The organism is Kribbella sp. NPDC048928, assembly GCF_043197975.1.
GTDB lineage: Bacteria > Actinomycetota > Actinomycetes > Propionibacteriales > Kribbellaceae > Kribbella.
Window position 1 is genome coordinate 288,751 of the sequence record NZ_JBICUC010000004.1, and the last position, 25,354, is coordinate 314,104.

The window sequence follows — 25,354 nt, forward strand, 5'->3', positions numbered from 1 at the left end:
TCCTGGTTCCGAGGAGACTCCATGAAGCGACGCAGTTTGCTTGCCGGCGCCGGTGCACTCGCCGCCGCCCCGCTGATCGACGTACCGGCCGCGCAGGCCGTCTCGAACCGGAAGGTGATGACCGGCGCCGAGGTGCTCGCGCGGGACGACTGGCGGGCGCTGGCCGGCCAGAAGGTCGGGGTGATCAGCAACCCGACCGGGATCCTGCCGGACTTCCAGCACGTCGTGGACACCATGCACGCCTCCGGCAAGGTGAACGTGGTCGCGGTGTTCGGTCCAGAACACGGTTTCCGCGGTAGCGCCCAGGCCGGCGGTTCCGAGGGCGACCACGTCGATCCGCGGACCGGGATCATGGTGTACGACGCGTACGGGGCGAACGCCGACAAGCTCGCCGGGCTGTACGCGAAGGCCGGCGTGGAAACGGTTGTCTTCGACATCCAGGACGTCGGCGCCCGGTTCTACACCTACATCTGGACGATGTTCGAGGCGATGCTGGCCGCGGTCCGCACCGGCGCGCGGTTCGTCGTCCTGGACCGGCCGAACCCGGTCGGCGGGTACGCCCGCGGCCCGATGCTGAAGCCCGGGTACACCTCCGGCGTCGGCAAGAAGGAGATCATCCAGCAGCACGGCATGACGGTCGGCGAGCTGGCCCGGATGTTCGACGCGGAGTACCTCCCGCTGGAGCCGAACGGCGGCCGGCTGAAGCAGCTCACCGTCATCGAGACCAAGAACTGGAAGCGCGACCAGTTGTACGACGACACCGGCCTCACCTGGGTGCTGCCGAGCCCGAACATGCCGACCCCGGACACCGCGCTGCTCTACCCGGGCCTGTGCCTGTTCGAGGCGACGAACATGTCGGAGGGCCGCGGTACGACGCGGCCGTTCGAGCTGATCGGCGCGCCGTACATCGACTACAAGTGGGCCGAGGCGCTGCAGACCAAGCACATCCCGGGCGTCGCGTTCCGCGAGGCGTACTTCACCCCGTCGATCAGCAAGAACGCGAACGTGCTCTGCGGCGGCGTCCAGGTGCAGATCACCGACCCGCACAAGGTCGAGGCGATCACTGCGGCGACGCACATGATCGTCGAGGCCCGTAAGCTCTACCCCGAGTTCACCTGGCGGGCGGAGACCCCACCCGGCCGGTGGATCGATCTGCTGACCGGATCGGACCGATTCCGGACCATGCTTTTGGCGGATGCGACCGCCGAGGAGATCGTGGCAGCCTGGAAGTCCGAGACCGACGCCTGGACGGCCCGGCGAGCGAAGTACCTGCTGTACAAGGGAGCTCACCGATGAAGAAGCGGTGGGCCGCACTAACGACACTTTCCGCGGTGATTCTCACGATGGCGAGCCCTGCAGTTGCCGGCGGCAACAACTCCGGCCGGTTCGACCGGCCGTACGACGGCTATGCGCCGAAGACCACGCTGCTGCGCGACGCGACCCCGGCCAAGGCCGGCCTGGACCCGGCGCCGATCGACGCCGCCCTGGCCCAGGTCGCCGCCTGGACCCAGCCGATCGGTACGGCGAAACCGATGTACGCCGGCGCTGTGACGCTGCTCGGCCACGACGGCAAGGTGGTCACCCGGAACGCGACCGGCATGGCGCTGAAGTACGCCGACGGGCAGGGCACCGAGCTGCCGCCGGACCAGCAGATCCCGATGCGTACCGACACGATCTTCGACATGGCCTCGGTCTCGAAGCTGTTCACCTCGATCGTCGTGCTGCAGCTGGTCGAGAAGGGCAAGATCGACCTGGACGCCCCGATCGCGACGTACGTGCCGGAATTCGCGGAAAACGGCAAGGAAAACGTCACCGTCCGGCAGGCACTCACGCACACCACCGGGTTTCCGTCCTGGCTGCCGTTGTGGAGCTCCCAGCCGGACCCGGCGTCCCGCCTGCACATGGCCCTGACCGCGAAGCTGCAGAACCCGCCCGGCTCGACCTACCTCTACAGCGACCTGAACCTGATCTCCCTCGGCGAGGTCGCGCACCGGGTCAGCGGCAAGACCCTCGACAAGCTGGTCGCGGACGGGATCACCAAACCGCTGCGGATGCGCGACACCGGCTACAACCCGGACCCGAAGAAGAAGCCGCGGATCGCCGCCACCGAGTACCAGTCCTCGCCGCCGCGCGGGATGGTGTGGGGCGAGGTGCACGACGAGAACGCCTGGTCCCTGGGCGGCGTCGCCGGGCACGCGGGCGTGTTCAGTACTGCCGACGATCTCGCCGTACTGGCGCAGACCTTCCTGAACGGCGGCAGCTACCGCGGCGCCCGGATCCTCAAGGAATCCTCGGTCACCGCCATGATCACGAACTTCAACCAGGCCTTCCCGGGGAACGACCACGGCCTCGGCTTCGAGCTCAACCAGCGCTGGTACATGGGCGGCCTGTCCGGACCGCGCGCGGCCGGCCACACCGGCTACACCGGGACGTCGATCGTGATCGACTTCGACTCCCGTTCGTTCGCGATCCTGCTCACCAACCGGGTCCACCCGAGCCGTGACTGGGGCAGCAACAACCCGGCCCGGCGTGCGGTCGCACAGGGCCTCGCGCTGGCGCTCGGCGTCGGCCCGCGGCACGGCAAGGACGCCTGGTTCTCCGGGACAACGGACAACTCGACGACCACGCTCGCCACCACCGTCGACGTACCGGCGGACGGCGCCAAGCTCGCGTTCGACCTGTTCGTCGACACCGAGGACTCCGACCTGCTGTACCTGGAGACGTCCACGGACGGTACGACCTGGTCCAAGGTCCCGTTCTCGGTCCGGGACCGGGGTTCGGTGATCGACACCGACGGTTCGATCAGCGGCTCGGGCAACCGGCACTGGCACCAGGTCGCCGCCGACCTCGGGGCGGGCAAACAGACCGTCCGCTGGCGCTACACGAGCGATCCGCTGTACCAGGGCCGCGGCGTGTACGTCGACGGTGTGAAGATCACGAGCGGGAGTGGTGTACTCCTCGACGGCGAACGAACGCCTGAATCATTTACCGCAACAGGTTGGAGACTTTCGCGTCGGTGACCCCATCTCGTGCATGGGCGCCGTACCGTGGCTGTCATGAATTCAACAACCTCTCCAGAACCCACGGGGCCGCTGCTGGTCCGGGTCCGCGCGGTGATGCCCGCGCTGGCGCCGGCCGAGCAGCGGGTGGCGAACGCGGTCCTCGCTGACCCGGGCGGAGTGGCGGCGATGACGATCTCCGAACTGGCCGAGGTGGCGTCCACCTCGGAGACCACGGTCATCCGGTTCTGCAAGCAGATCGGTGTCCCCGGCTACCCGCAGCTGCGGCTGCAACTGGCTGCCCAGTCGGCGCAGGAGAGCATCCGTCCGGAGGTCGGCGGGGACATCGAGCCCGGTGACTCCCTGGCGGACGTGGTCAGCAAGGTGTCGTTCGCCGACGAGCGCGCGGTCCGCGAGACCGCGCAGCAGGTCGACGTGAACGCCCTGGGCAAGGTCGTCGACGCGGTCGCGAAGGCGCCGCGCGTCGATCTGTACGGTTTCGGCGCGAGCGCGTTCGTCGCGATGGACCTGCAGCAGAAGCTGCACCGGATCCGGCGGGTCGCGTTCGCCTGGAACGACGTGCACGTCGCGCTGCCCAGCGCGGCCCTGCTCGGCGACGGCGACGTGGCGATCGGCATCTCCCACACCGGGACGACGGTCGAGGTCGTCGAGGCCCTCGAGGAGGCCGCGAAGCACGGCGCCACCACGGTCGCGGTGACGAACTTCCCGCGGTCCCCGCTGGCGAAGACGGCCGACCTGGTCCTGACCACGGCCGCGCGCGAGACGACGTACCGGTCGGGCGCGATGTCGAGCCGGATCGCGCAACTGACGGTGATCGACTGCCTGTTCATCGGAGTCGCTCAGCAGGTGCTGCCGGACGCCCGGAAGGCGCTCGAGGAGACCGCCACGTCGGTCCGCGGGCACCGGCTCAAGGGATCCGAGTGACGCCGAGCCTGCTTGTCAACGATGAACGGAATTGAAAATCCTTCAGTAGAAAACTAACATCAATCCCGTGACCTCACCGACCGAGCAGCGCAACCCGAGGACGCTGGCCATCGACGCGGTGGGCACGTCCGAGATCCTCCAACTCGTGAACAACGAGGACGCCCTGGTCGCCGGGGCCGTCAGCGCCGTGATCCCGGAGCTGACCAAGGCCGTGGACGCCGCTGTCGAGGCGGTCCGTGGCGGCGGCCGGGTGCATTACTTCGGCGCCGGTACGTCGGGACGCCTGGCCGTTCTGGACGCGGCCGAGCTGCTGCCCACGTTCCACGTACCCGACGGACTGGTGGTCGCCCACCACGCCGGCGGCATGCAGGCGCTGCTCCGCGCGGTCGAGAACGTCGAGGACTCCGAGGAGGGTGGTGCCGCGGACGCGGCCGCTGTCACCGGACAGGACCTCGTCGTCGGCCTCGCTGCTTCCGGGAGTACGCCGTACGTCGCGGGCGCGCTCAAGGCTGCTCGTACGGCCGGGGCAACCACCGTACTGGTGACGTCGAACCCGGACGCCCCGCTGGCACCGCTGGCCGACATCGTGGTGGCTGCGGACACCGGCCCCGAGGTGATCGCGGGCTCGACCCGGCTGAAGGCCGGCACCGCGCAGAAGATGATCCTGAACGCGTTCTCGACGACGCTGATGATCAAGCTCGGCCGGACCTGGTCGAACCTGATGGTCGATCTGGTGGCGACCAACAAGAAGCTTCGCGGCCGGATGCTGCGGATCCTCGGCGAAGCCACCGGCGCCGACCCCGCCGCCTGCGAGGCCGCACTGGCCGAGGCCGACGGCGAGCTCAAGCCCGCCCTCGTCCACCTCCTGACCGGCACTCCCATCCCCGCCGCCCGCGCTGCCCTCGAGGCAGCCGAAGGCCGCGTAGCCACCGCCCTCGCCGAGCTCAGCTAACTAACGCGCTGCACCGGCGGTCTGATGACCAGCGTGGCTACTACTAGCGCCATGAAGACTGCTGTCAGGGCGAACGGGATCGGGATCAGAGGGTCCAGCAGGACCAGGACGGCTCCGAGCGGTACGACGGCGTTGACCACTCGGTCGGCGTTGTCGCGGAGCGCTATCCACCAGACGCCTAGGACGAAGATCGCGATCGGGATCGTCACCGTGTAGGACGCCGCGACCTCGCTCAGCTCGGTGTGGTGCGTGATGCTGTCGATCTCGACCTCGATGCCGGCCGAGAACGCACCGGCGGCAGCGAACACGAAGTAGTGCACGTACCCGTAGCGCAGCGACCGCGCGAACGACGTGATCGCCGTGTGGTGCGGCGGCCAGAAGTAGATCCACCACAGCGCCGCCGTGACGACGAGCATCAGCACCGACAGCGCGATCAGCTTGCCGAGCGACTCGTGGTCGTGGACCGCCTCGATGATCGCGTTCGCGGACGCGAGCAGACTCTCGCCGAGCAGGATCAGGGTGAACAGCCCGTACCGCTCGGTGATGTGGTGCGGGTGCCACGGCGTCACCCCGCGGCGCTCGGCGACCACCGGTACGGCGAGCTCGGCGATCACGAACACGGCCCACGCAGCGAGCTGGATCGACTCCGGGAGCACCAGCAGCACGAGCCAGAGCACCTGGACGATCGCGATCCCGATGGCGTAGATCTGCGTGGCACGGCGGCTCGATCCGGCCGAGCGCGAGGCCCGCAGCCACTGCGCGATCATCGCGATGCGCATTACGACGTACCCCAGCACGACGACCGTGAAGTCGTGGTCGCTGAAGACCCGCTCGATGCCGGCCGCGAGGACGAGGACGCCACTCATCTGGACGATCGTGAGCAGCCGGTACAGCCAGTCGTCGGTGGCGAACGAGGTGGCGAACCAGGTGAAGTTCATCCACGCCCACCAGATCCCGAAGAACACGATCGCGTACGACAGCAGGCCGTCGCCGATGTGCTGCTCGGACAGGGCGTGATGGAGCTGGGCCGCGGCGACGCTCACCGCGACCACGAACACCAGGTCGAAGAACAGCTCCAGCGACGAGGCCACCCGGCCAGGCTCGTGCGGATCCCGCGGTCGCATCGGAACCAGCCGTGCCCGGGTCATGGGAGATTCCATGGCCGAAAGATTAGACGGAGATGTCCACTGAGGGGCGGAGTTCGGCTGCGGCGGCGAGTGCTTGGTGGGCGGGGTTGTCGAGGAAGGTCTTGATCAGGGTCTGGTCGGCGGGGCGGGCCAGGTGCGGGAGGGCGATCTGTTCGTACGCGGCCTGGAAGCGCGGACCCCAGCGCCGGGTGCCGAGGCGGGCCGTACGGGAACAGTTGTCGACCATGTACGCGACATCGCGGGCGTGCATGTACGGCAGCAGCGAGTCGACCGCCTCGATCACCGACTCGTTGACGATCTCCGACCACGCATGCCCCCGCGCAGCAAACTCGTCCACCTGAGCCATCATCGTCCCCACAAACAACCCAGCAGTCATCGCATCAACTCGCACTGCCCCGGCGTCGTCGCCGTTGGGCGTGGACCGGTCTGGTGTTTGCCGGCGGGCGTGGACCTCGGGGCTGTGGGACCACATCGGGCTGCCGCCGATCTCGGTCATCGGGCGGTTCGCGAGCCGCTGCTCGGCGAGGATCACGCTCCGGAGTTCGGTGCCGTCGGCAACCTCGTCATAGATCTCGGCGACCAGGTCCCGCGCCGGTGAATACGCCGCGGAGTAGGCGCGATCGAACAACTCCTCGTCGCCGGTCGCCGCCCGCACCGCGGCCAGCCCGTCGTCCGAGATCGTCCGCGCGATCGGCCCGGTGATCGCCTCGGTGGACCGCTCGTAGGCCGTCACCGGATCCGCACCCTCGATCCGGAAATGCCGGTACAGCGCCTCCACGAGCCCATGCACCGCCCCGAGCAGGATCGCCCGCTCGCCGACGATGTCGGAGTGGTACTCGGCAGCCAGCGTGGTCGCGAATGTGTACGGCGACCCGAGCGCGATCGACCACGCCAGCGCCCGATCCCACCCGTACCCATCCGGATCCGCGTGCACAGCGATGCTCGCATTGATGCCGGCCCCGTTGACGGTCGCGCCCTGCCGATACAGGCGACGTACCGAATCCCCCATCCCCTTGGGGCAGACCGCGATCACGGGATGCCCGGCGGGGAACGTACTGCCGAGCTCCTTCAGATGACCGAGCAGGAAACCGTGGGACAAGCCAATGGTCGCACCAGGCTTGAGCACGGCGAAGATCTCCTCGTGATGCGCCGCCAGCGCCGCGTCCGCGATCAGCAGGATCACCAGATCAGCACCCGCCGCGACCTCGAGCCAGTCACCGAGCGTCCCGTCGGCCTCGCTGAATCCCTGCTCGCGAGCATCCTCCACGGACCGCGACCCCGGCCGCAGCCCGACCGCGACGATGATCCCGGTCCCGTCGAGCGAGTCCCGCAGGTTCAGCGCCTGCGCCCGCCCCTGCGGCCCCCATCCCAGTACGCCGATGCGCTCCACCCCGTGCAGCGCAGCCGGCAGCAGCGGGAACAGGTCCCGCCCACCCCGCACGATCGCCTCGGTCCCGCCCGGCACAACCATCCGCTCAACCCGAAACACCGAACTCTCCATAACCCCCACCCAACGCCCCATCCACGCCTTGCAGCAAGCGCAACCTCCGTACCGCACCGTTGCACCTTGTGAAACACTCGGCTCTGTACCCAAGAACGGGTAGTGGTAGCCGATTCCGGCCTGTCGGGCGGCACGGTCCCGCGGGCCGGGGGTCGCGAGAGCCGACCACTACCCGTCCTTCGGCACACCATCGAGGAGGATCCACGTGGAGCGGCGGGAGTTGGAGCTGTTCTTGCACTTGGGGCGGTCGCTGAACTACGGGCGGACCAGCTTGGAGTGCCATGTCAGCGCCGCCACGTTGACGCGGACGATCCAGCGGCTGGAGGGGCGGATCGGGGCGCGGCTGCTCGATCGTGGGCCGCGGGGCGTGATGCTGACGGCCGAGGGGCGGCGGTTCACGACGTACGCCGAGCGTGCGCTCGAACTGTGGGCGGACTACCAGGCGGGTTCGGACGAGCCGCAGGGGCTGACTGGTGAGCTGCGGATCTTCGCGACCGTTACGGCCTGCCAGACGCTGCTACCTCACTTGCTCAAGCCGTTGCGGATCGCGCATCCGCAGATCCGCCTGAGTCTGCGGACCGGCGATGCGGCGGCGGCGCTCGCGCGGCTCGACGAGGGCGAGGTGGATGCGGCTGTCGCCGGCATCCCGAAGCGCCTGCCGCAGACGATGGTCACCCGTACGGTCGCCGTCACCGACCTCGTCCTGGTGAAGGCTCACGACACCCCGCCCGACGGTCCGTACGTCGTGCCCGCGCGCGGTCTGGTCCGCGAAGCGGCCTTCCGCTGGTTCCGGAACATGAGGGTCAAGCCAACGATCGCCGCCGAACCCGACGGCCACGAGGCGCTGCTTGCCCTGGTGGCGCTGGGATGCGGCGTCGGCGTCGTCCCTCGGCTCGTACTGGAATCGTCGGCCGTGCGGGATCAGTTGGAGGAACTGCCGGCCGACCTCGAGCCGCTCACGATCGGGCTTTGCGCGCGCCGCGCCGACCTGCACCGGCCTTTGGTCGCGGCGCTCTGGGCGCTGCGACCGTAGCGCCCGGGAACAGCTTGGCGGGGACGAGCTGCGGCGGCAGCGGGTCGTCGTCCTCGAGCTGCCGGATCAGCGCCTCGGTGCCCAGCTGACCCAGCTCCGGGCCGGGCGTCCGCATCATCGTCAGCTCGGGATCCGCCATCGCCGCGGTCTCCGGAACCATCAGCAGCGCGAGCACCGACATGTCCCCCGGTACATCCTGACCGGCGCGCTTGAGCCCCGACACCACGCCGAGCGCGGCGTACTCGTTCAGCACGAGCGCCGCGGTCGTCTCCGGATGCTCCGACAGCAGCCGCTCGGTCGCCGCCTTCCCGGCCTCGGTGGTGTCGGAGCAGGGCAGGACCACGACCGGCAGATCGTACGCGGCGGCGACCCGGCGATAGGCATCCTCGACCCGCACCCACGGGCCGTACGCATGGAAGCGCGGATCGTCCAGATCGCCCGAGATCAAGGCCAGCTGCCGATGCCCGTGCTCGTACAGGTGGCGCACAGCATCCTCGACCGTGGTGTCGAAGTCGATGTCGACGTGGGACAAACCGTCCAGCTCCGTGGTCCGTCCGATCAGCGCGAACGGGGTCGAAGCCTTCTGCAGTACGTCGATGCGCGGATCGTCGAGCTGCACCTCCATCAGCACGACGCCGTCCACGAGGCCCTGCCCGAGCAGCTCGCGCAACTCGACGCCGTCGTTGCCGACCGGCCACAGCACCAGGTGGTAGTCCTCCTTGCGGGCGGCCTCGGCCGCACTGGTGAAGAACTCCGCCGTCGACATCCCGAACCGGTGCTCGAGCGCCGGGTAGGCCATCGCGATGATGTGCGTACGCCGGGAGGCCAGCGCGCGGGCGACCATGTTCCGGCGGTAACCGAGGTCGAGCATCGCCTGCTCGATCCGGGCCCGGGTCGCGGCGGTCACCGGCTTGGTGTCGTTCAGCAGGAACGAGACGGTCGCGATCGAGACCCCGGCCCGCTGAGCGACGTCCTTCATCGTGACCATCGATCGACCCCCTCTGACCTCTTGACAGCGATGTGACGTAGGGAACATAGTCCTTCAACACCTCAGTTAAGCGGTTTACCGCCTAATCCACAAGCACTTCCTCCAGCTCCCCGGTCCATCGGTTAAACGCTTAGAAGGAGTCCGATGTCATGATCAGCAAGCGGATCGCCGCCGCGCTGGCGGGTGCGACGACGGTGTCGCTCCTGCTGGTCGCCTGCGGCGACAACGGCGGCGGGCAGTCGTCGTCCACCTCCGGCGACAGCGTCAAGAGCCTCACGATCCTGGACTACTACAACAACGACCCGGACAAGTCCCTGGTGCAGAAGGGACTCGACACCTGCGCGTCGCAGCTCGGCATCACGATCCAGCGCGAGACTGTGCCCGGTGACACCTTGATCCAGAAGGTGCTGCAGCAGGCGTCGTCGAAGACGCTGCCCGACGTCTTGATGCTCGACAACCCCGACGTCCAGCAGATCGCCGCGACCGGTGCGCTGGCGCCGCTGAACGACATGGGCCTGAACGCGGACGGCGTCATCAAGGGCATGGTCGACGCGACGTCGTACCAGGGCAAGCTCTACGGACTGGCGCCGGTGACGAACACGATCGCCCTGTTCTACAACAAGGACATGCTGGCCGAGGCCGGCGTCCAGCCGCCGAAGACCTGGGACGAGCTGAAGGCGGCCGCCAAGAAGCTCACCAAGCCCGGCCGGTACGGCATGGCCTTCAACGCCAACGCGACGTACGAGGGTTCCTGGCAGTTCCTGCCGGCGATGTGGACCAACGGTGGCGACGAGACCGACCTGACCAGCCCGCAGGTGGCCGAAGCCCTGCAATTGTGGACGGATCTGGTCAAGTCGGGGTCCGCGAGCAAGAGCGTCATCAACTGGACCCAGGGCGACGTCAACGACCAGTTCATCGCCGGCAAGACCGCGATGATGGTGAACGGGCCGTGGCAGATCCCGGCACTGAACAAGAACCCGAAGATCAAGTGGGACGTCGTCCAGTTCCCGGTGAACAAGGTCGGCCAGACGCCGGTCGCCCCGCTCGGCGGTGAGGCCTGGACGGTCCCGTTGAACAAGGACCAGGCCAAGCAGCAGAAGGCCGCCGACTACGTGAAGTGCCTGAACTCGGACGAGAACGAGCTGGCCTGGGCCAAGGCCCGGTTCACGATCCCGACCAAGACCGCGCTGCTCGACTCCTACGTCAAGGACGTGCCGTCGATGAAGGCGTTCAGCGAGCAGGTCGTGAATGCCCGGGCGCGGACCGGCAAGCTCGGCGACAAGTGGCCGGACGCCGCGAAGGTGATCTATCAGGCGATCCAGCTGGCGTTGACCGGCAAGGCCTCGCCTCAGGACGCCTTCAAGCAGGCCTCCGGCGGCTGATCGCATGGCGACGCTCACACGTACACCGGGTACGCCGAGTACGCCGCCCACGAACACGGCCGGCCGCGGGTGGGTCCGCGGCCGGCACCACCGGGGCGAGACGCTGACCAAGGTGCTGTTCGTGCTGCCGGCCGCGGTGGCGATGATCGCGCTGTTCGGCTACCCCGTGGTGAAGAACCTGCTGATGAGCCTGCAGGACTACGGGCTGAAGACGTTCTTCACCGGGGTCGCCCCGTGGGTCGGCCTGCAGAACTACCGCACCGTCGTCACCGACAAGCTGTTCTCGGACGCGATGCTGAACACCGCTCTGTTCACGATCGGCTCGATCGCGTTCCAGTTCGCGATCGGACTCGGACTCGCACTGTTTTTCCGAAACCGTTTTCCGCTGAGCGGCGTGCTGCGCTCGCTGCTGCTGTTGCCCTGGCTGCTGCCGCTGATCGTGTCCAGCGCGACCTGGCGCTCGATCCTCGAGCAGGACAGCGGGATCCTGAACAGAACGCTGATGGGGCTGCACCTGATCGGCGATCCGGTGCCGTGGCTGAACTCGCCGTCGGTCGCGCTGATCGCGGTGATCGGCGTGAACATCTGGATCGGCATCCCGTTCAACGTGACGCTGCTGTACGCCGGGCTCGCAGAGATCCCCGACGAGCTGTACGAGGCCGGTCAGCTCGACGGCGCGACCGGGTGGCGGGCGTTCCGCTACATCACCTGGCCGAACCTGCGCTCGGTGGCGAGCGTGCTGCTGATGCTCGGTGTCGTCTACACGATCAAGGTCCTGGACATCATCCTCGGTCTCACCGGCGGCGGGCCGGCGAACGCGACGCAGACACTCGCCACGCAGTCGTACGAGAAGTCCTTCGTGGACTTCCGGTTCGGCCAGGGCGCGGCACTGTCCAACATCCTGATCGCGATCTCGTTCGTGTTCGCGATCTTCTACCTGCGCGGCACCCGTCGCGCGGCCGACGAGTAGGAGGGGCACGATGCGACGTACGGCGTACACCATCATCGGCGTGCTGATCCTGTGCGTGATGCTGTTCCCGGTCTACTGGATGCTGAACGCCTCCCTGCAGCCGTCCGGAAACACACTCACCGCCGGTTTCCTGCCGTTGCATCCAACGTTTTCCGGCTATCGACGCGCCTTGGACGAGCAGGGTGGAAACCTTGTCACGAGCATGATCATCGCGGCCGGTACGGTCGTGCTGAGCCTCCTGATCGCGACCCCGTGCGCGTACGCGCTCTCGCAGTTCCGGTCCCGCTGGGTGTCGGTCGGGCTGCTCGCGATCCTGATCTCGCAGATGATTCCGGGCATCGTGATCGCGAACGCGCTCTACACCGCGTACGAGAAGATCGGCCTGCTGAACTCGATCCCGGGCCTGATCATCGCGAACTGCGCGAGCGGGATCCCGTTCGCGATCCTGATCCTGCGGTCGTTCATGCTCTCGCTGCCGCCGTCGCTGGTGGAGGCCGCGCGGGTCGACGGCGCCGGGCTGTTCCGGGCGTTCGTCGCGATCGTGCTGCCGATCAGCAAGAACTCGCTGATCACCGCGGGACTGTTCAGTTTCCTGTTCTCCTGGAGCGACTTCCTCTTCGCGCTGACGCTGACCACCAAGGGTGGCGTCCGGCCGGTGACGCTCGGGATCTATCAGTACCTCGGCACCCAGGTGCAGAACTGGAACGCGGTGATGGCGACCGCGGTGCTCTCGGCGATCCCGGCCATCGTGCTGCTCGTCGCCGCGCAGAAGTACATCGCCGCCGGCGCCATCGGCGGAGCCGTCAAATAACCATTGGGGATACCAATAATGAACGTACTTGTCTGGGGCGAGAACCGGCACGAGCAGGTCGAGCCGCACGTCCGGGAGATCTATCCCGACGGCATGCACGAGACCATCGCCGCCGGGATCCGCGAGAACCTCGACGATGCCAAGGTCAGCACGACGACGCTCGACGAGCCCGAGCACGGACTGACCGAGGAGGTGCTCGAGCAGACCGACGTACTGGTCTGGTGGGGGCATGCGGCGCACGGCGAGGTCGACGACCAGGTGGTCGATCGCGTCTATCAGCACGTGCTGTCCGGGATGGGTCTCGTCGTCCTGCACTCCGGCCACTGGTCGAAGATCTTCGGCAAGCTGATGGGCACCAGCTGCACGCTCCGCTGGCGCAGTGAGCGGGACCGCGAACTGGTCTGGACGATCAACCCCACGCACCCGATCGCGCAGGGCGTACCGCACCCGATCGTGATCGAGCAGCAGGAGATGTACGGCGAGTTCTTCGACATCCCGGTGCCGGACGAGCTGGTCTTCGTGTCCTCGTTCTCCGGCGGCGAGGTGTTCCGCTCCGGGTGCACGTTCCGCCGCGGGCACGGGAAGATCTTCTACTTCTCCCCCGGCGACCAGGACTTCCCGGTGTACCACCACAAGGACGTCCGTAAGGTGATTGCGAACGGCGTCGCGTGGGCACGCTCGGACCGGGCGGAGCGCGCAGTGCCGACGTTGCTGCGCTACGAGACCGACGATTTCTTCCACGGACACGGGTACACCGGACCCATCGAGGAGCCTGCCGATGCCTGAACCCTTGCGCCTGCTACAGGTCGGAGCCGGCGGCATGGGCCGCGCCTGGCTGCGGAACATCTCGGCCAACCCTGACGTCGTGCTGGTCGGCCTGATCGACCTGGACGTCGAGGTCGCCCGAGCCGCAGCCGACGAACACGGCTACCCGGACCTTCCGGTCGCGGCCTCGATCGACGAACTCGATGCCGACTTCGAGGCTCTCGTCGACGTGACCGTGCCGGTGGCGCATCCGAAGGTCAGCGTCGACGCGTTGCTGCGCGGCATCCCCGTACTGTGCGAGAAGCCGCTGGCGGAAACAGTTCGCGAGTGTTTGCAGATGGCGGCCGCATCCGAGGCCAGCGGCAAGCTGCTGATGGTGTCGCAGTCCCGCCGGTACTTCCGCGCGATCGAGACCTGGCGGCGTCAGCTCGCCGAGCTCGGTCCGATCGGGACCCTCACGTGCGAGTTCTACAAGGCGCCGCACTTCAGTGGCTTCCGTGAGCGGATGGCCGAGCCGCTGCTCGTCGACATGGCGATCCACCAGTTCGACCTGTCCCGCAAGCTGATCGGGTCGGAGCCGGTGTCGGTGTACTGCGACTCGTACAACCCGTCCTGGAGCTGGTTCGACGGCAACGCGGCGGCGTCCGCGATCTTCACGTACGCCGACGGAACACGTTTTACGTTCGCCGGGAGTTGGTGCGCGCCCGGTCTCGAGACGTCCTGGAACGGCCTCTGGCGAGCCAGCACAGCAGGCGGTACGGCGACCTGGGACGGCGACAACGCCCCGGCCGCTGCGCTTGCGTCAGGCGACGTACTGCCTGCAGAGCTCGCGGACGAGCCCGAAGAGATCGCCGGATCGCTCGTCGAGTTCGTGGACGCGGTCCGTACCGGGAAGACGCCGCAGTCCGAGGTGCACTCGAACGTGATCAGCCTGGCGATGGTCGAAGCGGCCGTACGGTCCGCGAACACCGGCGTACCGGTCCGGATCGCCGACGTCATCACCGAGGCATACACCGAAGCCCTGTCCACAACCCAGAACCCCGACCTGCTCGCCGTCCTCAAGTCCTGGCCCAGCCCGCTCGCCGCGGTCGGACTCACCTAACCCCGGCGCGGGGCTGTCGAGCCGGCGAGGCGGATCGTCGGTTGGGGGACCTGGTAGATGGTGGGCTCGGCGCCCTGGATGACGGTGAGGATCGCCTCGCCGACGATCGTGCCCAGGCCGTGGACGTCGACCGTGACGACGCTGAGCGGTGGCGTGGCGAGCCGCGCCACCGCAGTGTCGTCCCAGGCGATGATCGACAGCTGATCGGGGATCGCGACGCCCAGCTCGCGCGCCGCCGCCAGGCCGCCGATCGCCATCAGGTCGTTGTCGTAGACAACGGCTGTCGGGACCTGGCTGCCGGTGAGTAGTTGCTCCGTGGCCTCCCGCCCGGAGTCCTCGGAGTAGTCGCCCTCGATCACCCGGCCCTGCACGTGCTGCTCCGCACAGGTCTCCATGAACGCGTCGTCGCGGGCCTGGCAGTGCAACATGTCCCGCGGCCCGCTGACCCGCGCGATGTCGCTGTGCCCGAGGTCCGCGAGCGCCCGGATCGCCGCGCGGGCACCCTCGGCGTTGTCGACCAGTACGTTCGTGATCGGCGCCTTCAGCTCCGGACCACCGAGCAGCACCGCCGGTACGCCCAGCCGCTGCACCTCGTCGAGCCGCGGATCATCGGTCCGCAGGTCGACGAGGACGATGCCGTCGACGTGCCCGTTCGGCACCCAGCGCCGCCAGATCTCGATCTCGCCGGTAATGTCCGCCGCGAACTCGATCAGCAGACTGCACCCACGGCCGGTGAAGACCTCTTCGATCCCCTGGACCACGTCGGCCATGAACGGCTCCATCCCGAGCAACCGCCCGGGGCGCGCCAGCACCAGCCCCGCGATCCGCTCGCGCGACGCCACGTCCTGCATAAACTTCCCTCCAAGGCGACCGAAGCCACTATATTCACAGACCAAACAAACTCGACAGAATGCGGATGTCCCGATGCAGCAGGTCAGCGACACGTCGCGATCACCGGGTTACGACCCGGCACCGACGAACAGCCGTGCCCTCATTGTGGACAGCATCCGCTCGGCGGGCACGGTCAGCCGGGTGGAACTCACCCAGATCACCGGCCTCGCCGCACCCTCGGTCACCACGCTCGTCCGGCGGCTGATCGACGACGGTCTGGTGGACGAGGCCGGCCGCGGCTCGTCCACCGGTGGCAAGCCTCGCACGATGCTGCGGATCAGGGCGGCGGCCCGGTACGTCCTGGGCGTCCACCTGAGTCCGGACAGCGTGACGTACGTGCTCGTCGACTACGCCGGCGGTGTGGTGGCGCGCTGGCGCCGGGACGGGCCGGGCGACGAGAGCGATCCCGAACAGGTGGTCGAGCGGATCGCGACCGAGACCACCGAGCTGATCGAGCGCGCGGGCGTCGACCCGGCGCTGATCCTCGGGCTCGGGTTCGTCTGCCCCGGCCCGCTGATCCGCAACCTCGGCGTCACCTCGGCCCCGCCGTCGATGGCGAACTGGGTCGGCTTCCCGATCCACACCCGGCTGGAGGAGCGGCTCGGCCTGCCCGCGCTGCTCGAGAACGACGCGACCGCGGCCGCCGCGGGCACCCGGCTCACCACCAGCCACGACGTGTCGGTGATGGCCGGGTTGTTCATGAGTGAGGGCATCGGGTCCGGCCTGCGGCTGAACGGCCACGTCTACCAGGGCGCGCACGGCAACGCCGGCGAGGTCGGCCACATCTGCGTACAGATCGGCGGCCCGCAGTGCTGGTGCGGGAGCACCGGCTGCCTGGAGGCGATTGCCGGCCCTGCCACGGTGGTGGCCAAGGCGCGCGCCGCGGGCCTGGACCTCGGCTCCCAGCGACGTACCGGGGTCGCCGCGTTCGCCGCCATCGCCCGGCTGGCGCTGACCGGGGACTCGCGGGCCGACGCGATCCTGCGGGACTCCGCGTCCTGGCTCGCGCTCGGCGCGCAGGCGATCACCAACATGTACGACGTCCAGCTCCTGGTGCTGACCGGGCCGGCGTTCGCGGTCGCCGGGACGATCTACCTGCCGATCATCCAGGACCGGATCATGAGCTCCGCCTTCGGCCGGGCCGTGAACACCGAAGTGGTGCTGGACGAGCGCGGGCACGACGCGGCCGCGATCGGTGCCGCGCTGATGATGCTCCGCTCCGAGCGCGCGATCTCGGTCTAGCGCGCAATCTGGGCCTAGCGCGCACCAGCAAACCCTTTCCCTGCACGCCCGGTGGCGAAATCGTTACCGTGCCGACCTCTTGCGCCTTCTTTGTTAGCCGAACTAAGTTACGGCCAGCTTCCCTGGCGGGTGCCGGGTGACGCGTTCGAGGACCGCGTTGGAAAGGAATCGATCAATGCTCCGGAACCCGACGAAACATCCGCGTGTACGGCGCCTGGTGAGCGCCGCTGCTGCCGCGACCGCCACCGCCTTGCTGCTCGCCGCCTGCGACGGTGCGGCCGCCGGCAACCAGGCCGCCACGAAGGACGCCTCGGTCACCGTCGCGGCCGGCGACATCACCACCGAGAACTTCAACCCGTTCAGCAGTACGGCGCTGCAGCCCACGCTCGGGGTCATCTACGAGCCGCTGTACTGGTACAACTTCGCGAAGCAGTCCGAGCCGACGCCCGTACTCGCATCCGGCTTCTCCTGGAACGCCGCCGGCACCGATCTCACGATCAAGATCCGCCCGGGCGTGAAGTGGAACGACGGGCAGCCGTTCACCGCGAAGGACGTCGCGTTCACGTTCAACCTGGTCGCGAAGACGCCCGCGCTGAACCCGTCCGGGCTGGCCGCGATCGCGAAGGCGACCTCGGACGACACAGCCGTACTGACGTTCAAGACGAAGTCCCTGATGCAGGAGCCGGCAGTGCTCGCGAACCAGGCGATCGTGCCCGAGCACATCTGGAAGGACATCAAGGATCCGACCACGAACCTGAACAAGAACCCGGTCGGCACCGGGCCGTTCAAGGTGAAGTCGTACACGCCGCAGAGCTTCGTGCTGACGAAGAACGACCAGTACTGGGAGGCGGGCAAGCCGACCATCAAGGAGGTGCGCTACCTCCCGGTCACGTCCGCGGACGCGGCGAGCGCCGCGCTGGTCGCGGGCAAGGTCGACTGGGCGAGCGCATACCTGCCGGGCATCGACAACATCATGAAGTCCGGCAAGAACCTGACGTACGTGAACACGCCTGTGATGACGACCGTGATCGTCACCTGCTCCAACTCCGCCCTCGGGTGCACCGGACCGCAGACCGATCCGGCCGTCCGCAAGGCGATCTCCCTGGCGATGAACCGCGAGCAGCTCGCCAAGCTGGCCGGCGGCGGCGTCGCGGGTGTCGGGTCGCCGACCCTGCTGCTTCCGGGTCGCGACGACCAGTGGATCGCGGACGCCGGTACGGCGAAGCTCCCGCAGAGTGCCGACGCCGACGCGGCGACCAAGCTCCTCGACTCGGCCGGCTGGGCCAAGGGCAGTGACGGCATCCGGACGAAGGACGGCAAGCGGCTGTCGCTGACCGTCCAGACCGTCACCGGGTGGAGCGACTACATCCTGATCAACGACACCCTCAAGCAGCAGCTGGCCGCGGTCGGCATCGAGCTGAAGCCCAGCCAGGTGTCCTGGAACGAGTGGAACGCCGCGCAGACGAACGGCAAGTTCCAGCTGTCGCTGGACTCGGTCGGCCTCGGCGCGTCCACCAACCCGTACTTCACGTACAACAGCAAGCTCGCCACCACGAACACCGCACAGGTCGGCAAGAGCGCCTCGGCCGGCAACCAGGCCCGCTTCTCCAACCCGGCCGTCGATGCGGCCCTGACCGCGGCCGCCGGAACCACGGATCCGGCCGCGCAGAAGGCGGAGTACGCGAAGATCCAGGGCATCATCGCGGACCAGCTGCCGTACGTCCCGGTCTACGTGAACTCCATGCTCACCGAGTTCAACACCTCACGCGCCACCGGCTGGCCGACCAAGGACAACCTGTACGTACTGCCCGCGGCCTGGAAGGCGTGGGACGCCGGCATCGTGCTCAAGACGATCAAGCCCGCCAACTGAGCCCGGGCCGGCTGTGCGCTATCTGCTGCGGAAACTCGCGTTCTACCTGGTCGCCCTCTGGGCGGCGCTGACGCTGAACTTCCTGATTCCCCGGCTGATGCCGGGGAACCCGGTCGACCTGATGCTGTCCAAGCTCGCCACCAAGGGCCCGGTCACGCCAACCACCCGGGCTGCCATCCAGGCGCTGCTCGGGACAGACACCAGTTCGTCGCTCTGGAACCAGTACTGGACGTACCTGCACCATCTGCTGACCGGCGACCTCGGGACGTCGATCGCGTACTTCCCCGCGCCGGTCTCGCAGGTGATCGGCCAGACGCTGCCCTGGACCGTCGGCCTGATCGGGATCGCAACGGTGATCTCGTTCGCCGTCGGGATCCTGCTCGGTCGCGCGGCCGGGTGGCGCCGCGGGTCCTGGATCGACAACCTGATCCCGCTCACCACGATGCTGCAGTCGGTGCCGTACTTCTGGCTCGCACTGCTGCTGCTCTTCGTGCTCGGCAGCACCTGGCCGGTCTTCCCACTGAGCGGCGGGTACGACGTGTACTCGGTGACGCCCGGCTGGAGCCTGCCGTTCGCGCAGTCGGTGCTGTACCACGGCGCGCTGCCGGCGCTGACGATCGTGGTCTCGTCGATCGGCGGCTGGATGCTCGGGATGCGGAACATGATGGTCTCGACGCTGTCCGAGGACTTCGTCGTCACCGCCGAGGCGAAGGGCCTGACCCCGCGCCGGATCCGGTCCCGGTACGTCGCCCGGAACGCGATCCTGCCGTCGGTGTCGGGGTTCGCGATCTCGCTCGGGTTCGTGGTCGCCGGGTCGATCGTCACCGAGGCGGTGTTCTCGTACCCGGGGATCGGCTCCGCGCTCCTGCTTGCCGTCGGCAACAACGACTACGCACTCATGCAGGGCGTCTTCCTGATCATCACGCTGGCCGTCCTCGGCGCGAACCTGCTCGTCGACCTGCTGTACGGCGTCATCGACCCCCGTACGCGGGCGCGGTCCTAGGAAGGGACGACCATGGCAATCACCACCGAAGGCGCGGTCGCCGTCGCCACACCGTCCCGGCGCCGGCTGCCCCCGATGACCCTCAAGCTGGCCGTCGGGCTGTCCATCGCCGGGCTGATCATCCTGTTCGGCGTGCTCGGTCCGTTGCTCGTCGGCAATCCCTCGACGGTCCGGGACATCGGCCTGACCGGACCGGGCAACGGCTTCCTGCTCGGCACCACACAGAGCGGTCAGGACATCTTCGCCCAGCTCGCGTACGCCACCCGCGGTTCGCTGATCATCGGCGTCGTGGTCGGCGCGATCACGTTGCTGCTGTCGTCGTTCTTCGGCGTCGTCGGCGCGTTCGTCGGCGGCTGGGCGGACGAGGCGTTCTCGCTGTTCACCAACATCATGCTGGTGATCCCCGGTCTGCCGCTGGTGATCGTGATCTCCAGCTACGTACCGAACAAGTCGATCTGGCTGGTCGCCGCCGTCCTCGCAATCACCAGCTGGGCCGGGTCCGCCCGGGTACTGCGCGGATTCACGCTCAGCGTGCGCAGCCGCGACTACGTGCTGGCGGCAAGGATCGGCGGCGAGAAACGCTGGCGGATCCTGAGCGTCGAGATCCTGCCGAACCTGATCCCGCTGCTCGCGTCGCAGGTGGTGTTCGCGGTGATCTTCGCGATCCTCGGCGAGGCTGGTCTGTCGTTCCTCGGGCTCGGCGCGTCCGGGTCCTTCACCTGGGGCACGATGCTGTTCTACGCGCAGAACGGGCTGGCCCTGCGGCTCGGCGCGTGGTGGTGGTTCGCGCCGCCGGGCCTGGCGATCGCGCTGTTCGGCGCGGCGCTGTCACTGATCAACTTCTCGATCGACGAGATCATCAACCCGAAGCTGCGGGCGCAGACGCGTGCCGAACGCAACAAGTGGAGCGTGCACGCATGACCGTCCTGATGCCGCGACTCCGTCGCGGCGGGTCATGGGGCTGTTGCTCCCGGTCTTCCCTCGTCACTCCGGTCGCTTCGCTCCCTCCGCTCCTCAGTCCAGGCCGGGAGGCCCCATGACCGTTCTGAGCATCGAGAACCTCAGCATCGACTACCTCGCGGAGACCACCGTGCACGCCGTACGCGAGGTCTCCCTCACGCTGCAGCGCGGCGAGATCCTCGGGCTCGCCGGGGAGAGCGGGTGCGGCAAGTCGACTCTTGCGTACGGCATCACTCAGCTCCTGAAGCCGCCGGCCAAGATCACCGGCGGACGCGTCGTCTTCTCCCCCGAGGACGGTCCCGACGTCGACCTGTCGGTACTGGCCGGTGAGGAACTGCGCGCGTTCCGGTGGGACAAGATCGCGATGGTCTTCCAGGGCGCGATGAACTCGCTGAACCCGGTCCTGCGCATCTCCGAGCAGCTTGAGGACGTCTTCATCACGCACCGGCCCGAGGTCGGCAAGGCGGAACGCCGGATCCGTTGCGCCGAGCTGCTCGAACGCGTCGGCGTCGACCGCGAACGGCTACGCGCGTACCCGCACGAACTCTCCGGCGGCATGCGGCAGCGGGTGATGATCGCGATGGCGCTCGCGCTCGAGCCGCAGGTACTGATCATGGACGAGCCGACCACCGCCCTCGACGTCGTCGTCCAGCGGGAGATCCTCCGCGAGATCACCCGGCTGCGGTCCGAGCTCGGGTTCGCTGTCGTCTTCATCACCCACGATCTCCCGCTGCTGCTCGAGATCAGCGACCGGATCGCGGTGATGCGGGCCGGCCTGATCGTCGAACTGGACGACGCGCTGACGCTGTACACGAAGCCCAAACACCCGTACACGAAGCGATTGCTGTCGTCGTTCCCCAGCCTGACCGGCGAACGCGGCAGCTTCGTCCGGACCGGCGAGATCGCCCTGGACGAGACCGACCAGGAGGCAGTATGACTGAGCTCGAGCTGCGTGACGTGGTGAAGGAGTACCGGCTGCGCAACGGACTACGGACCACCCGGCTGCGGGCGGTCGACAACGTGAGCTTCGAGCTGACGCCGGGCCGGACGATCGCACTGGTCGGGCAGTCCGGGTCGGGCAAGTCGACGATCGCCAAGCTGCTGATGCAGCTCGAACGGCCGACGTCCGGCGCGATCCTCGTCGACGGCGAGCCGATGCGGTACCGGGGTGCGGCCGCGGCGACGTACCGGAAGACCGTGCAGATGGTGTTCCAGGATCCGTTCGCCTCGCTGAACCCGTATCACTCGATCGCCCATCACCTGGAGCGGCCGGTGAAGCTGCACCATCCGGGCTTCAGCCGGGAGCAGGTCGACGAGCGGGTGCTCGAACTACTGCGACGGGTCCGGCTCGACGAGGACTTCGCCCACCGGCGGCCGCACGAGCTGTCCGGCGGTCAACGCCAGCGGGTCGCGATCGCCCGCGCCCTCGCACCCGAGCCGGCCATCCTGGTCGCCGACGAACCGGTCTCGATGCTCGACGTCTCGATCCGCCTGGGCGTCCTGAACCTCCTCGCCACCCTCCAGCGCGAGGAGAACCTCGGCGTCCTGTACATCACCCACGACCTGGCCACCGCCCGCCACTTCAGCGACGAAATCATGGTCCTCTACCACGGCGCCGTCGTAGAACACGGCCCAGCCGACGACGTAATCCTCAACCCCACCCACGAATACACCCAACTCCTGGCCGAAGCCGCCCCCGCCCCCGAACGCCGCCTCACCCAACTGAAGAGCTAGAAAAGAAGAGAAACAAGAATCAAAGAGAGAGGAATTTGGAGAGGTGGCCGGGTCCGGCGACCGACTGACGGTTGCCTTCACCGGATGCAGAGACGTGCGTGGAGTTCCTCGCGTCGGATCTGACTGGTGAGCAGGACTACGCGGCGGCCATGCAGCGTCGGCTTGAACGGCAGCAGATCCTGTACGACCAGTCACACACGTTCGAGTTCCTTCTCACCGAGGCAGCCCTTCGCTGGCGGCCGGGGCCACGTGAGCTGATGGTTGCGCAGTTAGACCGTATCGCCAGCGTTGCCACACTCAGCAACGTGACCATCGGCGTCGTCCCGCTGGATGTCGAGGCGCACGCCGTTCCCTGGCACGGGTTCACTCTCAACGAGGATGTGGACGACGGAGAGCCGTTTGTTCAGGTCGAGACGATGCACGCTTACCTGACGGTTGAACGGCCGGAGGATGTGGACGTGTACCGGCGGCAGTACGCCGTGCTGCGGGAGTCGGCTGCCATGGGGCAACAGCTCACGGACTTCCTGAACTCATTGCGCTTGGAGCTGTAAACGAAAGTGCCGCCGGATTCTCCGGCGGCACTCGATGTTTCAGAGCTTCAGGGAAGTGGCGACTACGTCGGCCAGCGTGTGGGCTATTTCGTGGGCGGTGTCGGAGGATTCGGCTTCGACCATTACCCGGACCAGGGGCTCGGTGCCGGAGGGACGGAGGAGGACTCGGCCGGTGTCGCCGAGGCGGGTGGTCGCTTCGGTGACGGCGGTCTGGACGGCGGGGTCGCTGCCGGCGCGGTTCTTGTCGACGTTCTTCACGTTGACGAGGACCTGGGGCAGACGGGTCATCGCGGCGGCCAGGTCGGCCAGGCTCTTGCCGGTCTGGGCGACCCGCGCGAGCAGCATGACCGCGGTCAGCGTGCCGTCGCCGGTGGTGGCGTGGTCGGACAGGATCACGTGCCCGGACTGCTCACCGCCGAGCTTGTGACCGCCGGCCTTCATGGCCTCCAGTACGTACCGGTCGCCGACCTTGGTCTGCTCGACCGCGATCTGCTCCCGGACCATCGCCTGGACGAAGCCGAGGTTGCTCATCACGGTCGCGACGACAGTGTCGTTCGACAGCCGGCCGCTGTCCCGCATCGCGAGCGCCAGCACCGCGAGGATCTGGTCGCCGTCGACGGGCTCGCCGTTCGCGTCCACCGCGAGGCAGCGGTCCGCGTCGCCGTCGAGCGCGATGCCGACGTCGGCGCGGTGGCCGATCACCTCACGCTGCAGGCCCTCGATGTGCGTGGAGCCGCAGTTCAGGTTGATGTTCAGGCCGTCCGGCGCGGCCGCGACCGTGACCACCTCGGCGCCCAGCCGGCGGAGGGCCTCCGGTGCGGTCTCCGAGGCGGCGCCGTTGGCGCAGTCGATGACGACCTTCAGGCCGTCGAACCGGTTCGGTGCCGAGCGGACCAGGTGCGAGACATAAGTCTCGAAACCCTGACCGTCCTCGGTCACCCGGCCGACGGACGCACCGGTCGGACGCTGCCACTCCTCGCCCATCTGGGCCTCGATGGCGTCCTCGATCGCGTCGTCGAGCTTGATCCCGCCGCGAGCCAGGAACTTGATGCCGTTGTCGGGCATCGGGTTGTGGCTGGCGGACAGCATCACACCGAGGTCGGCGCCGGTCGAACCGGTCAGGTACGCGACGGCCGGGGTCGGCAGTACGCCGAGCCGGACGACGTCGACGCCGGCGCTGGCCAGACCGGCCACCACGGCGGCTTCCAGGAACTCACCACTGGCACGAGGATCCCGGCCCACAACGGCGCGTGGCCGGTGCCCTTCGAAGGCACCGGCCTCGCCGAGTACGTGAGCTGCCGCGACCGAAAGGTCGAGCGCCAGCTCCGCGGTCAGGTCCACGTTCGCCAGGCCACGGAATCCGTCCGTGCCGAACAAACGCCCCATCAGGTGATCAGCGCTTGCTGTACTGAGGCGCCTTACGGGCCTTCTTGAGACCGGCCTTCTTACGCTCCTTGATCCGCGCGTCGCGGGTGAGCAGACCGGCCTTCTTCAGGCCCGGACGGTTGGCCTCTTCGTCCGCGGCGTTCAGGCAGCGGGCGACACCGAGCTGCAGCGCACCGGCCTGGCCGGTGATGCCGCCACCGTTGATCCGGGCGATCACGTCGTACGAGCCCTCGAGGCCCGCGACGACGAACGGCTCGTTCACGTGCTGCTGGTGGACCTTGTTCGGGAAGTAGACGTCGAGCGCCTTCCCGTTGATCTTCCACTTGCCGGTGCCCGGGACGACCCGCACGCGGGCGACGGCCTCCTTGCGGCGACCAGTGGCGCCGGCCGGGTTGATGACCGCGACCCGACCCGTCTCGGCGCGCTGCTCCGGAGCCGGGTTCGTCTCGGAGGTGTAGGCGACCGGGCCCTCGGTGTCGATGGGGACCTCGGTGTCGAGTTCTTCGGTCTCGGTGGTGATGTCGCTCACGCTGTGAATCCTCGTTTACCTGGTTCGTCGATCGCTTACTGGGCGATCTGGGTGATCTCGAACGGCTTCGGCTGCTGGGCCGTGTGCGGGTGCTCCGGACCGGCGTACACCTTCAGCTTGGTCAGCAGCTTCCGGCTCAGACGGTTCTTCGGGAGCATGCCCCAGACGGCCTTCTCGACGGCCTTCCGCGGGTCCTTGTCGAGGATCTCGCCGATCGGCGTGGCGGTCAGACCACCCGGGTGACCCGAGTGGCGGTAGGCCAGCTTGTCGGTCCGCTTGGTGCCGGACAGCGCCACCTTGGAGGCGTTGACGACGACAACGAAGTCCCCACCGTCCACGTGCGGCGCGAACGTCGGCTTGTGCTTGCCGCGCAACAGGGTGGCGATCTGGACGGCGAGCCGACCGAGCGTGACGTCGGTGGCGTCGATCACGTGCCACTCACGGGTGACGTCAGCAGGCTTCGGGCTGTACGTGCGCACGGTCGTTGACCTTCGTTTCTCAGAGGTTGAACAAAACAGGACGTCGGCGAGCGGTCGGCCGACAAGAACTGAGCCTGTACTGGACCTGGAACGCACAACAGCAGCCCAGAATA

At 68.0% G+C, this 25,354-nt stretch carries 24 protein-coding genes; 17 read left to right on the forward strand and 7 right to left on the reverse strand.

The genetic code is table 11. The annotated features are described in order from the left end of the window. Positions 1 to 21: 21 nt before the first annotated feature. The 4 genes from ACGFI6_RS19230 to murQ all read left to right on the forward strand — a co-directional run bounded on the left by ACGFI6_RS19230 (position 22) and on the right by murQ (position 4,896). Positions 22 to 1,296 (forward strand): exo-beta-N-acetylmuramidase NamZ domain-containing protein, encoded by a 1,275-nt coding sequence (locus ACGFI6_RS19230; protein ID WP_393120262.1) that lies wholly within the window; start codon positions 22 to 24, stop codon positions 1,294 to 1,296. A 35-nt stretch (positions 1,297 to 1,331) separates the two neighbouring features. Then, complete coding sequence (locus tag ACGFI6_RS19235) at positions 1,332 to 3,020, forward strand: serine hydrolase (protein WP_393120263.1); 1,689 nt, start codon at positions 1,332 to 1,334, stop codon at positions 3,018 to 3,020. Between the two features lie 36 nt (positions 3,021 to 3,056). Next, positions 3,057 to 3,944: a MurR/RpiR family transcriptional regulator gene (locus tag ACGFI6_RS19240; RefSeq protein WP_393120265.1), complete on the forward strand. Its 888-nt coding sequence runs from the start codon at positions 3,057 to 3,059 to the stop codon at positions 3,942 to 3,944. Between the two features lie 67 nt (positions 3,945 to 4,011). Then, positions 4,012 to 4,896 carry an N-acetylmuramic acid 6-phosphate etherase gene (gene murQ, locus ACGFI6_RS19245; protein WP_393120267.1) on the forward strand — a complete coding sequence of 295 codons (885 nt, stop codon included), beginning with the start codon at positions 4,012 to 4,014 and terminating at the stop codon, positions 4,894 to 4,896. On the opposite strand, the gene ACGFI6_RS19250 is transcribed toward murQ, so the two are convergent. Both ACGFI6_RS19250 and ACGFI6_RS19255 read right to left on the reverse strand, forming a co-directional pair. Next, positions 4,893 to 6,044 carry a low temperature requirement protein A gene (locus tag ACGFI6_RS19250; RefSeq protein WP_393120269.1) on the reverse strand — a complete coding sequence of 384 codons (1,152 nt, stop codon included), beginning with the start codon at positions 6,042 to 6,044 and terminating at the stop codon, positions 4,893 to 4,895. The two genes, murQ and ACGFI6_RS19250, sit on opposite strands and share 4 nt — an antisense overlap. A gap of 22 nt (positions 6,045 to 6,066) precedes the next feature. Then, positions 6,067 to 7,533, reverse strand: a complete 1,467-nt coding sequence (locus tag ACGFI6_RS19255; protein WP_393120271.1) for a ketol-acid reductoisomerase — start codon at positions 7,531 to 7,533, stop codon at positions 6,067 to 6,069. 217 nt (positions 7,534 to 7,750) lie between these two features. On the opposite strand from ACGFI6_RS19255, the gene ilvY reads away from it, so the two are divergent. Next, entirely contained in the window at positions 7,751 to 8,578 is an 828-nt protein-coding gene (ilvY, locus tag ACGFI6_RS19260) for an HTH-type transcriptional activator IlvY (RefSeq protein WP_393120273.1), read from the forward strand. Here ilvY and ACGFI6_RS19265 read toward each other — a convergent pair. Continuing rightward, positions 8,502 to 9,566, reverse strand: a complete 1,065-nt coding sequence (locus ACGFI6_RS19265) for a LacI family DNA-binding transcriptional regulator (RefSeq protein ID WP_393120274.1) — start codon at positions 9,564 to 9,566, stop codon at positions 8,502 to 8,504. The two genes, ilvY and ACGFI6_RS19265, sit on opposite strands and share 77 nt — an antisense overlap. Before the next feature lie 149 nt (positions 9,567 to 9,715). On the opposite strand from ACGFI6_RS19265, the gene ACGFI6_RS19270 reads away from it, so the two are divergent. From ACGFI6_RS19270 to ACGFI6_RS19290, 5 genes are read left to right on the forward strand one after another with little or no spacing between them, the layout of a single operon-like run. Beyond that, on the forward strand, positions 9,716 to 10,948 hold the full coding sequence (locus ACGFI6_RS19270) for an extracellular solute-binding protein (RefSeq protein WP_393120275.1): 1,233 nt from the start codon (positions 9,716 to 9,718) through the stop codon (positions 10,946 to 10,948). Between the two features lie 4 nt (positions 10,949 to 10,952). After that, entirely contained in the window at positions 10,953 to 11,918 is a 966-nt protein-coding gene (locus tag ACGFI6_RS19275) for a carbohydrate ABC transporter permease (RefSeq protein WP_393120277.1), read from the forward strand. Positions 11,919 to 11,928: 10 nt separating this feature from the next. After that, positions 11,929 to 12,729 carry a carbohydrate ABC transporter permease gene (locus tag ACGFI6_RS19280; RefSeq protein WP_393120279.1) on the forward strand — a complete coding sequence of 267 codons (801 nt, stop codon included), beginning with the start codon at positions 11,929 to 11,931 and terminating at the stop codon, positions 12,727 to 12,729. A gap of 18 nt (positions 12,730 to 12,747) precedes the next feature. Then, positions 12,748 to 13,515, forward strand: a complete 768-nt coding sequence (locus ACGFI6_RS19285) for a ThuA domain-containing protein (RefSeq protein WP_393120281.1) — start codon at positions 12,748 to 12,750, stop codon at positions 13,513 to 13,515. After that, positions 13,508 to 14,596 carry a Gfo/Idh/MocA family protein gene (locus tag ACGFI6_RS19290; RefSeq protein ID WP_393120282.1) on the forward strand — a complete coding sequence of 363 codons (1,089 nt, stop codon included), beginning with the start codon at positions 13,508 to 13,510 and terminating at the stop codon, positions 14,594 to 14,596. The genes ACGFI6_RS19285 and ACGFI6_RS19290 overlap by 8 nt, the downstream gene beginning before the upstream one ends. Here ACGFI6_RS19290 and ACGFI6_RS19295 read toward each other — a convergent pair. Continuing rightward, positions 14,593 to 15,447 (reverse strand): LacI family DNA-binding transcriptional regulator, encoded by an 855-nt coding sequence (locus ACGFI6_RS19295; RefSeq protein WP_393120284.1) that lies wholly within the window; start codon positions 15,445 to 15,447, stop codon positions 14,593 to 14,595. The genes ACGFI6_RS19290 and ACGFI6_RS19295 overlap by 4 nt on opposite strands. A gap of 73 nt (positions 15,448 to 15,520) precedes the next feature. Between ACGFI6_RS19295 and ACGFI6_RS19300 the strand changes: the two genes are divergently transcribed. From ACGFI6_RS19300 to ACGFI6_RS19330, 7 genes are all read left to right on the forward strand, one after another. Beyond that, on the forward strand, positions 15,521 to 16,729 hold the full coding sequence (locus ACGFI6_RS19300) for an ROK family protein (RefSeq protein WP_393120285.1): 1,209 nt from the start codon (positions 15,521 to 15,523) through the stop codon (positions 16,727 to 16,729). A 175-nt stretch (positions 16,730 to 16,904) separates the two neighbouring features. Further along, on the forward strand, positions 16,905 to 18,599 hold the full coding sequence (locus ACGFI6_RS19305) for an ABC transporter substrate-binding protein (RefSeq protein WP_393120287.1): 1,695 nt from the start codon (positions 16,905 to 16,907) through the stop codon (positions 18,597 to 18,599). 13 nt (positions 18,600 to 18,612) lie between these two features. Then, complete coding sequence (locus ACGFI6_RS19310; protein ID WP_393120289.1) at positions 18,613 to 19,602, forward strand: ABC transporter permease; 990 nt, start codon at positions 18,613 to 18,615, stop codon at positions 19,600 to 19,602. Positions 19,603 to 19,614: 12 nt separating this feature from the next. Beyond that, positions 19,615 to 20,523: an ABC transporter permease gene (locus tag ACGFI6_RS19315; RefSeq protein WP_393120291.1), complete on the forward strand. Its 909-nt coding sequence runs from the start codon at positions 19,615 to 19,617 to the stop codon at positions 20,521 to 20,523. 115 nt (positions 20,524 to 20,638) lie between these two features. Continuing rightward, positions 20,639 to 21,499, forward strand: coding sequence for an ABC transporter ATP-binding protein (locus ACGFI6_RS19320; RefSeq protein ID WP_393120293.1), 861 nt, complete (start codon positions 20,639 to 20,641; stop codon positions 21,497 to 21,499). After that, positions 21,496 to 22,296 carry an ABC transporter ATP-binding protein gene (locus tag ACGFI6_RS19325; RefSeq protein ID WP_393120295.1) on the forward strand — a complete coding sequence of 267 codons (801 nt, stop codon included), beginning with the start codon at positions 21,496 to 21,498 and terminating at the stop codon, positions 22,294 to 22,296. Before ACGFI6_RS19320 ends, ACGFI6_RS19325 begins: the two co-directional genes overlap by 4 nt. 98 nt (positions 22,297 to 22,394) lie before the next feature. After that, complete coding sequence (locus ACGFI6_RS19330) at positions 22,395 to 22,847, forward strand: DUF5753 domain-containing protein (RefSeq protein ID WP_393120297.1); 453 nt, start codon at positions 22,395 to 22,397, stop codon at positions 22,845 to 22,847. A gap of 39 nt (positions 22,848 to 22,886) precedes the next feature. Here the strand turns inward: ACGFI6_RS19330 and glmM are convergent, their stop codons facing one another. The 3 genes from glmM to rplM are packed head-to-tail and all read right to left on the reverse strand — an operon-like array spanning position 22,887 to position 25,241. Beyond that, on the reverse strand, positions 22,887 to 24,233 hold the full coding sequence (glmM, locus tag ACGFI6_RS19335) for a phosphoglucosamine mutase (RefSeq protein WP_393120299.1): 1,347 nt from the start codon (positions 24,231 to 24,233) through the stop codon (positions 22,887 to 22,889). 7 nt (positions 24,234 to 24,240) lie between these two features. Continuing rightward, positions 24,241 to 24,762, reverse strand: a complete 522-nt coding sequence (rpsI, locus tag ACGFI6_RS19340) for a 30S ribosomal protein S9 (protein WP_393120301.1) — start codon at positions 24,760 to 24,762, stop codon at positions 24,241 to 24,243. A gap of 35 nt (positions 24,763 to 24,797) precedes the next feature. Beyond that, positions 24,798 to 25,241 (reverse strand): 50S ribosomal protein L13, encoded by a 444-nt coding sequence (gene rplM / locus ACGFI6_RS19345; RefSeq protein ID WP_131286311.1) that lies wholly within the window; start codon positions 25,239 to 25,241, stop codon positions 24,798 to 24,800. Between the last annotated feature and the right edge of the window lie 113 nt (positions 25,242 to 25,354).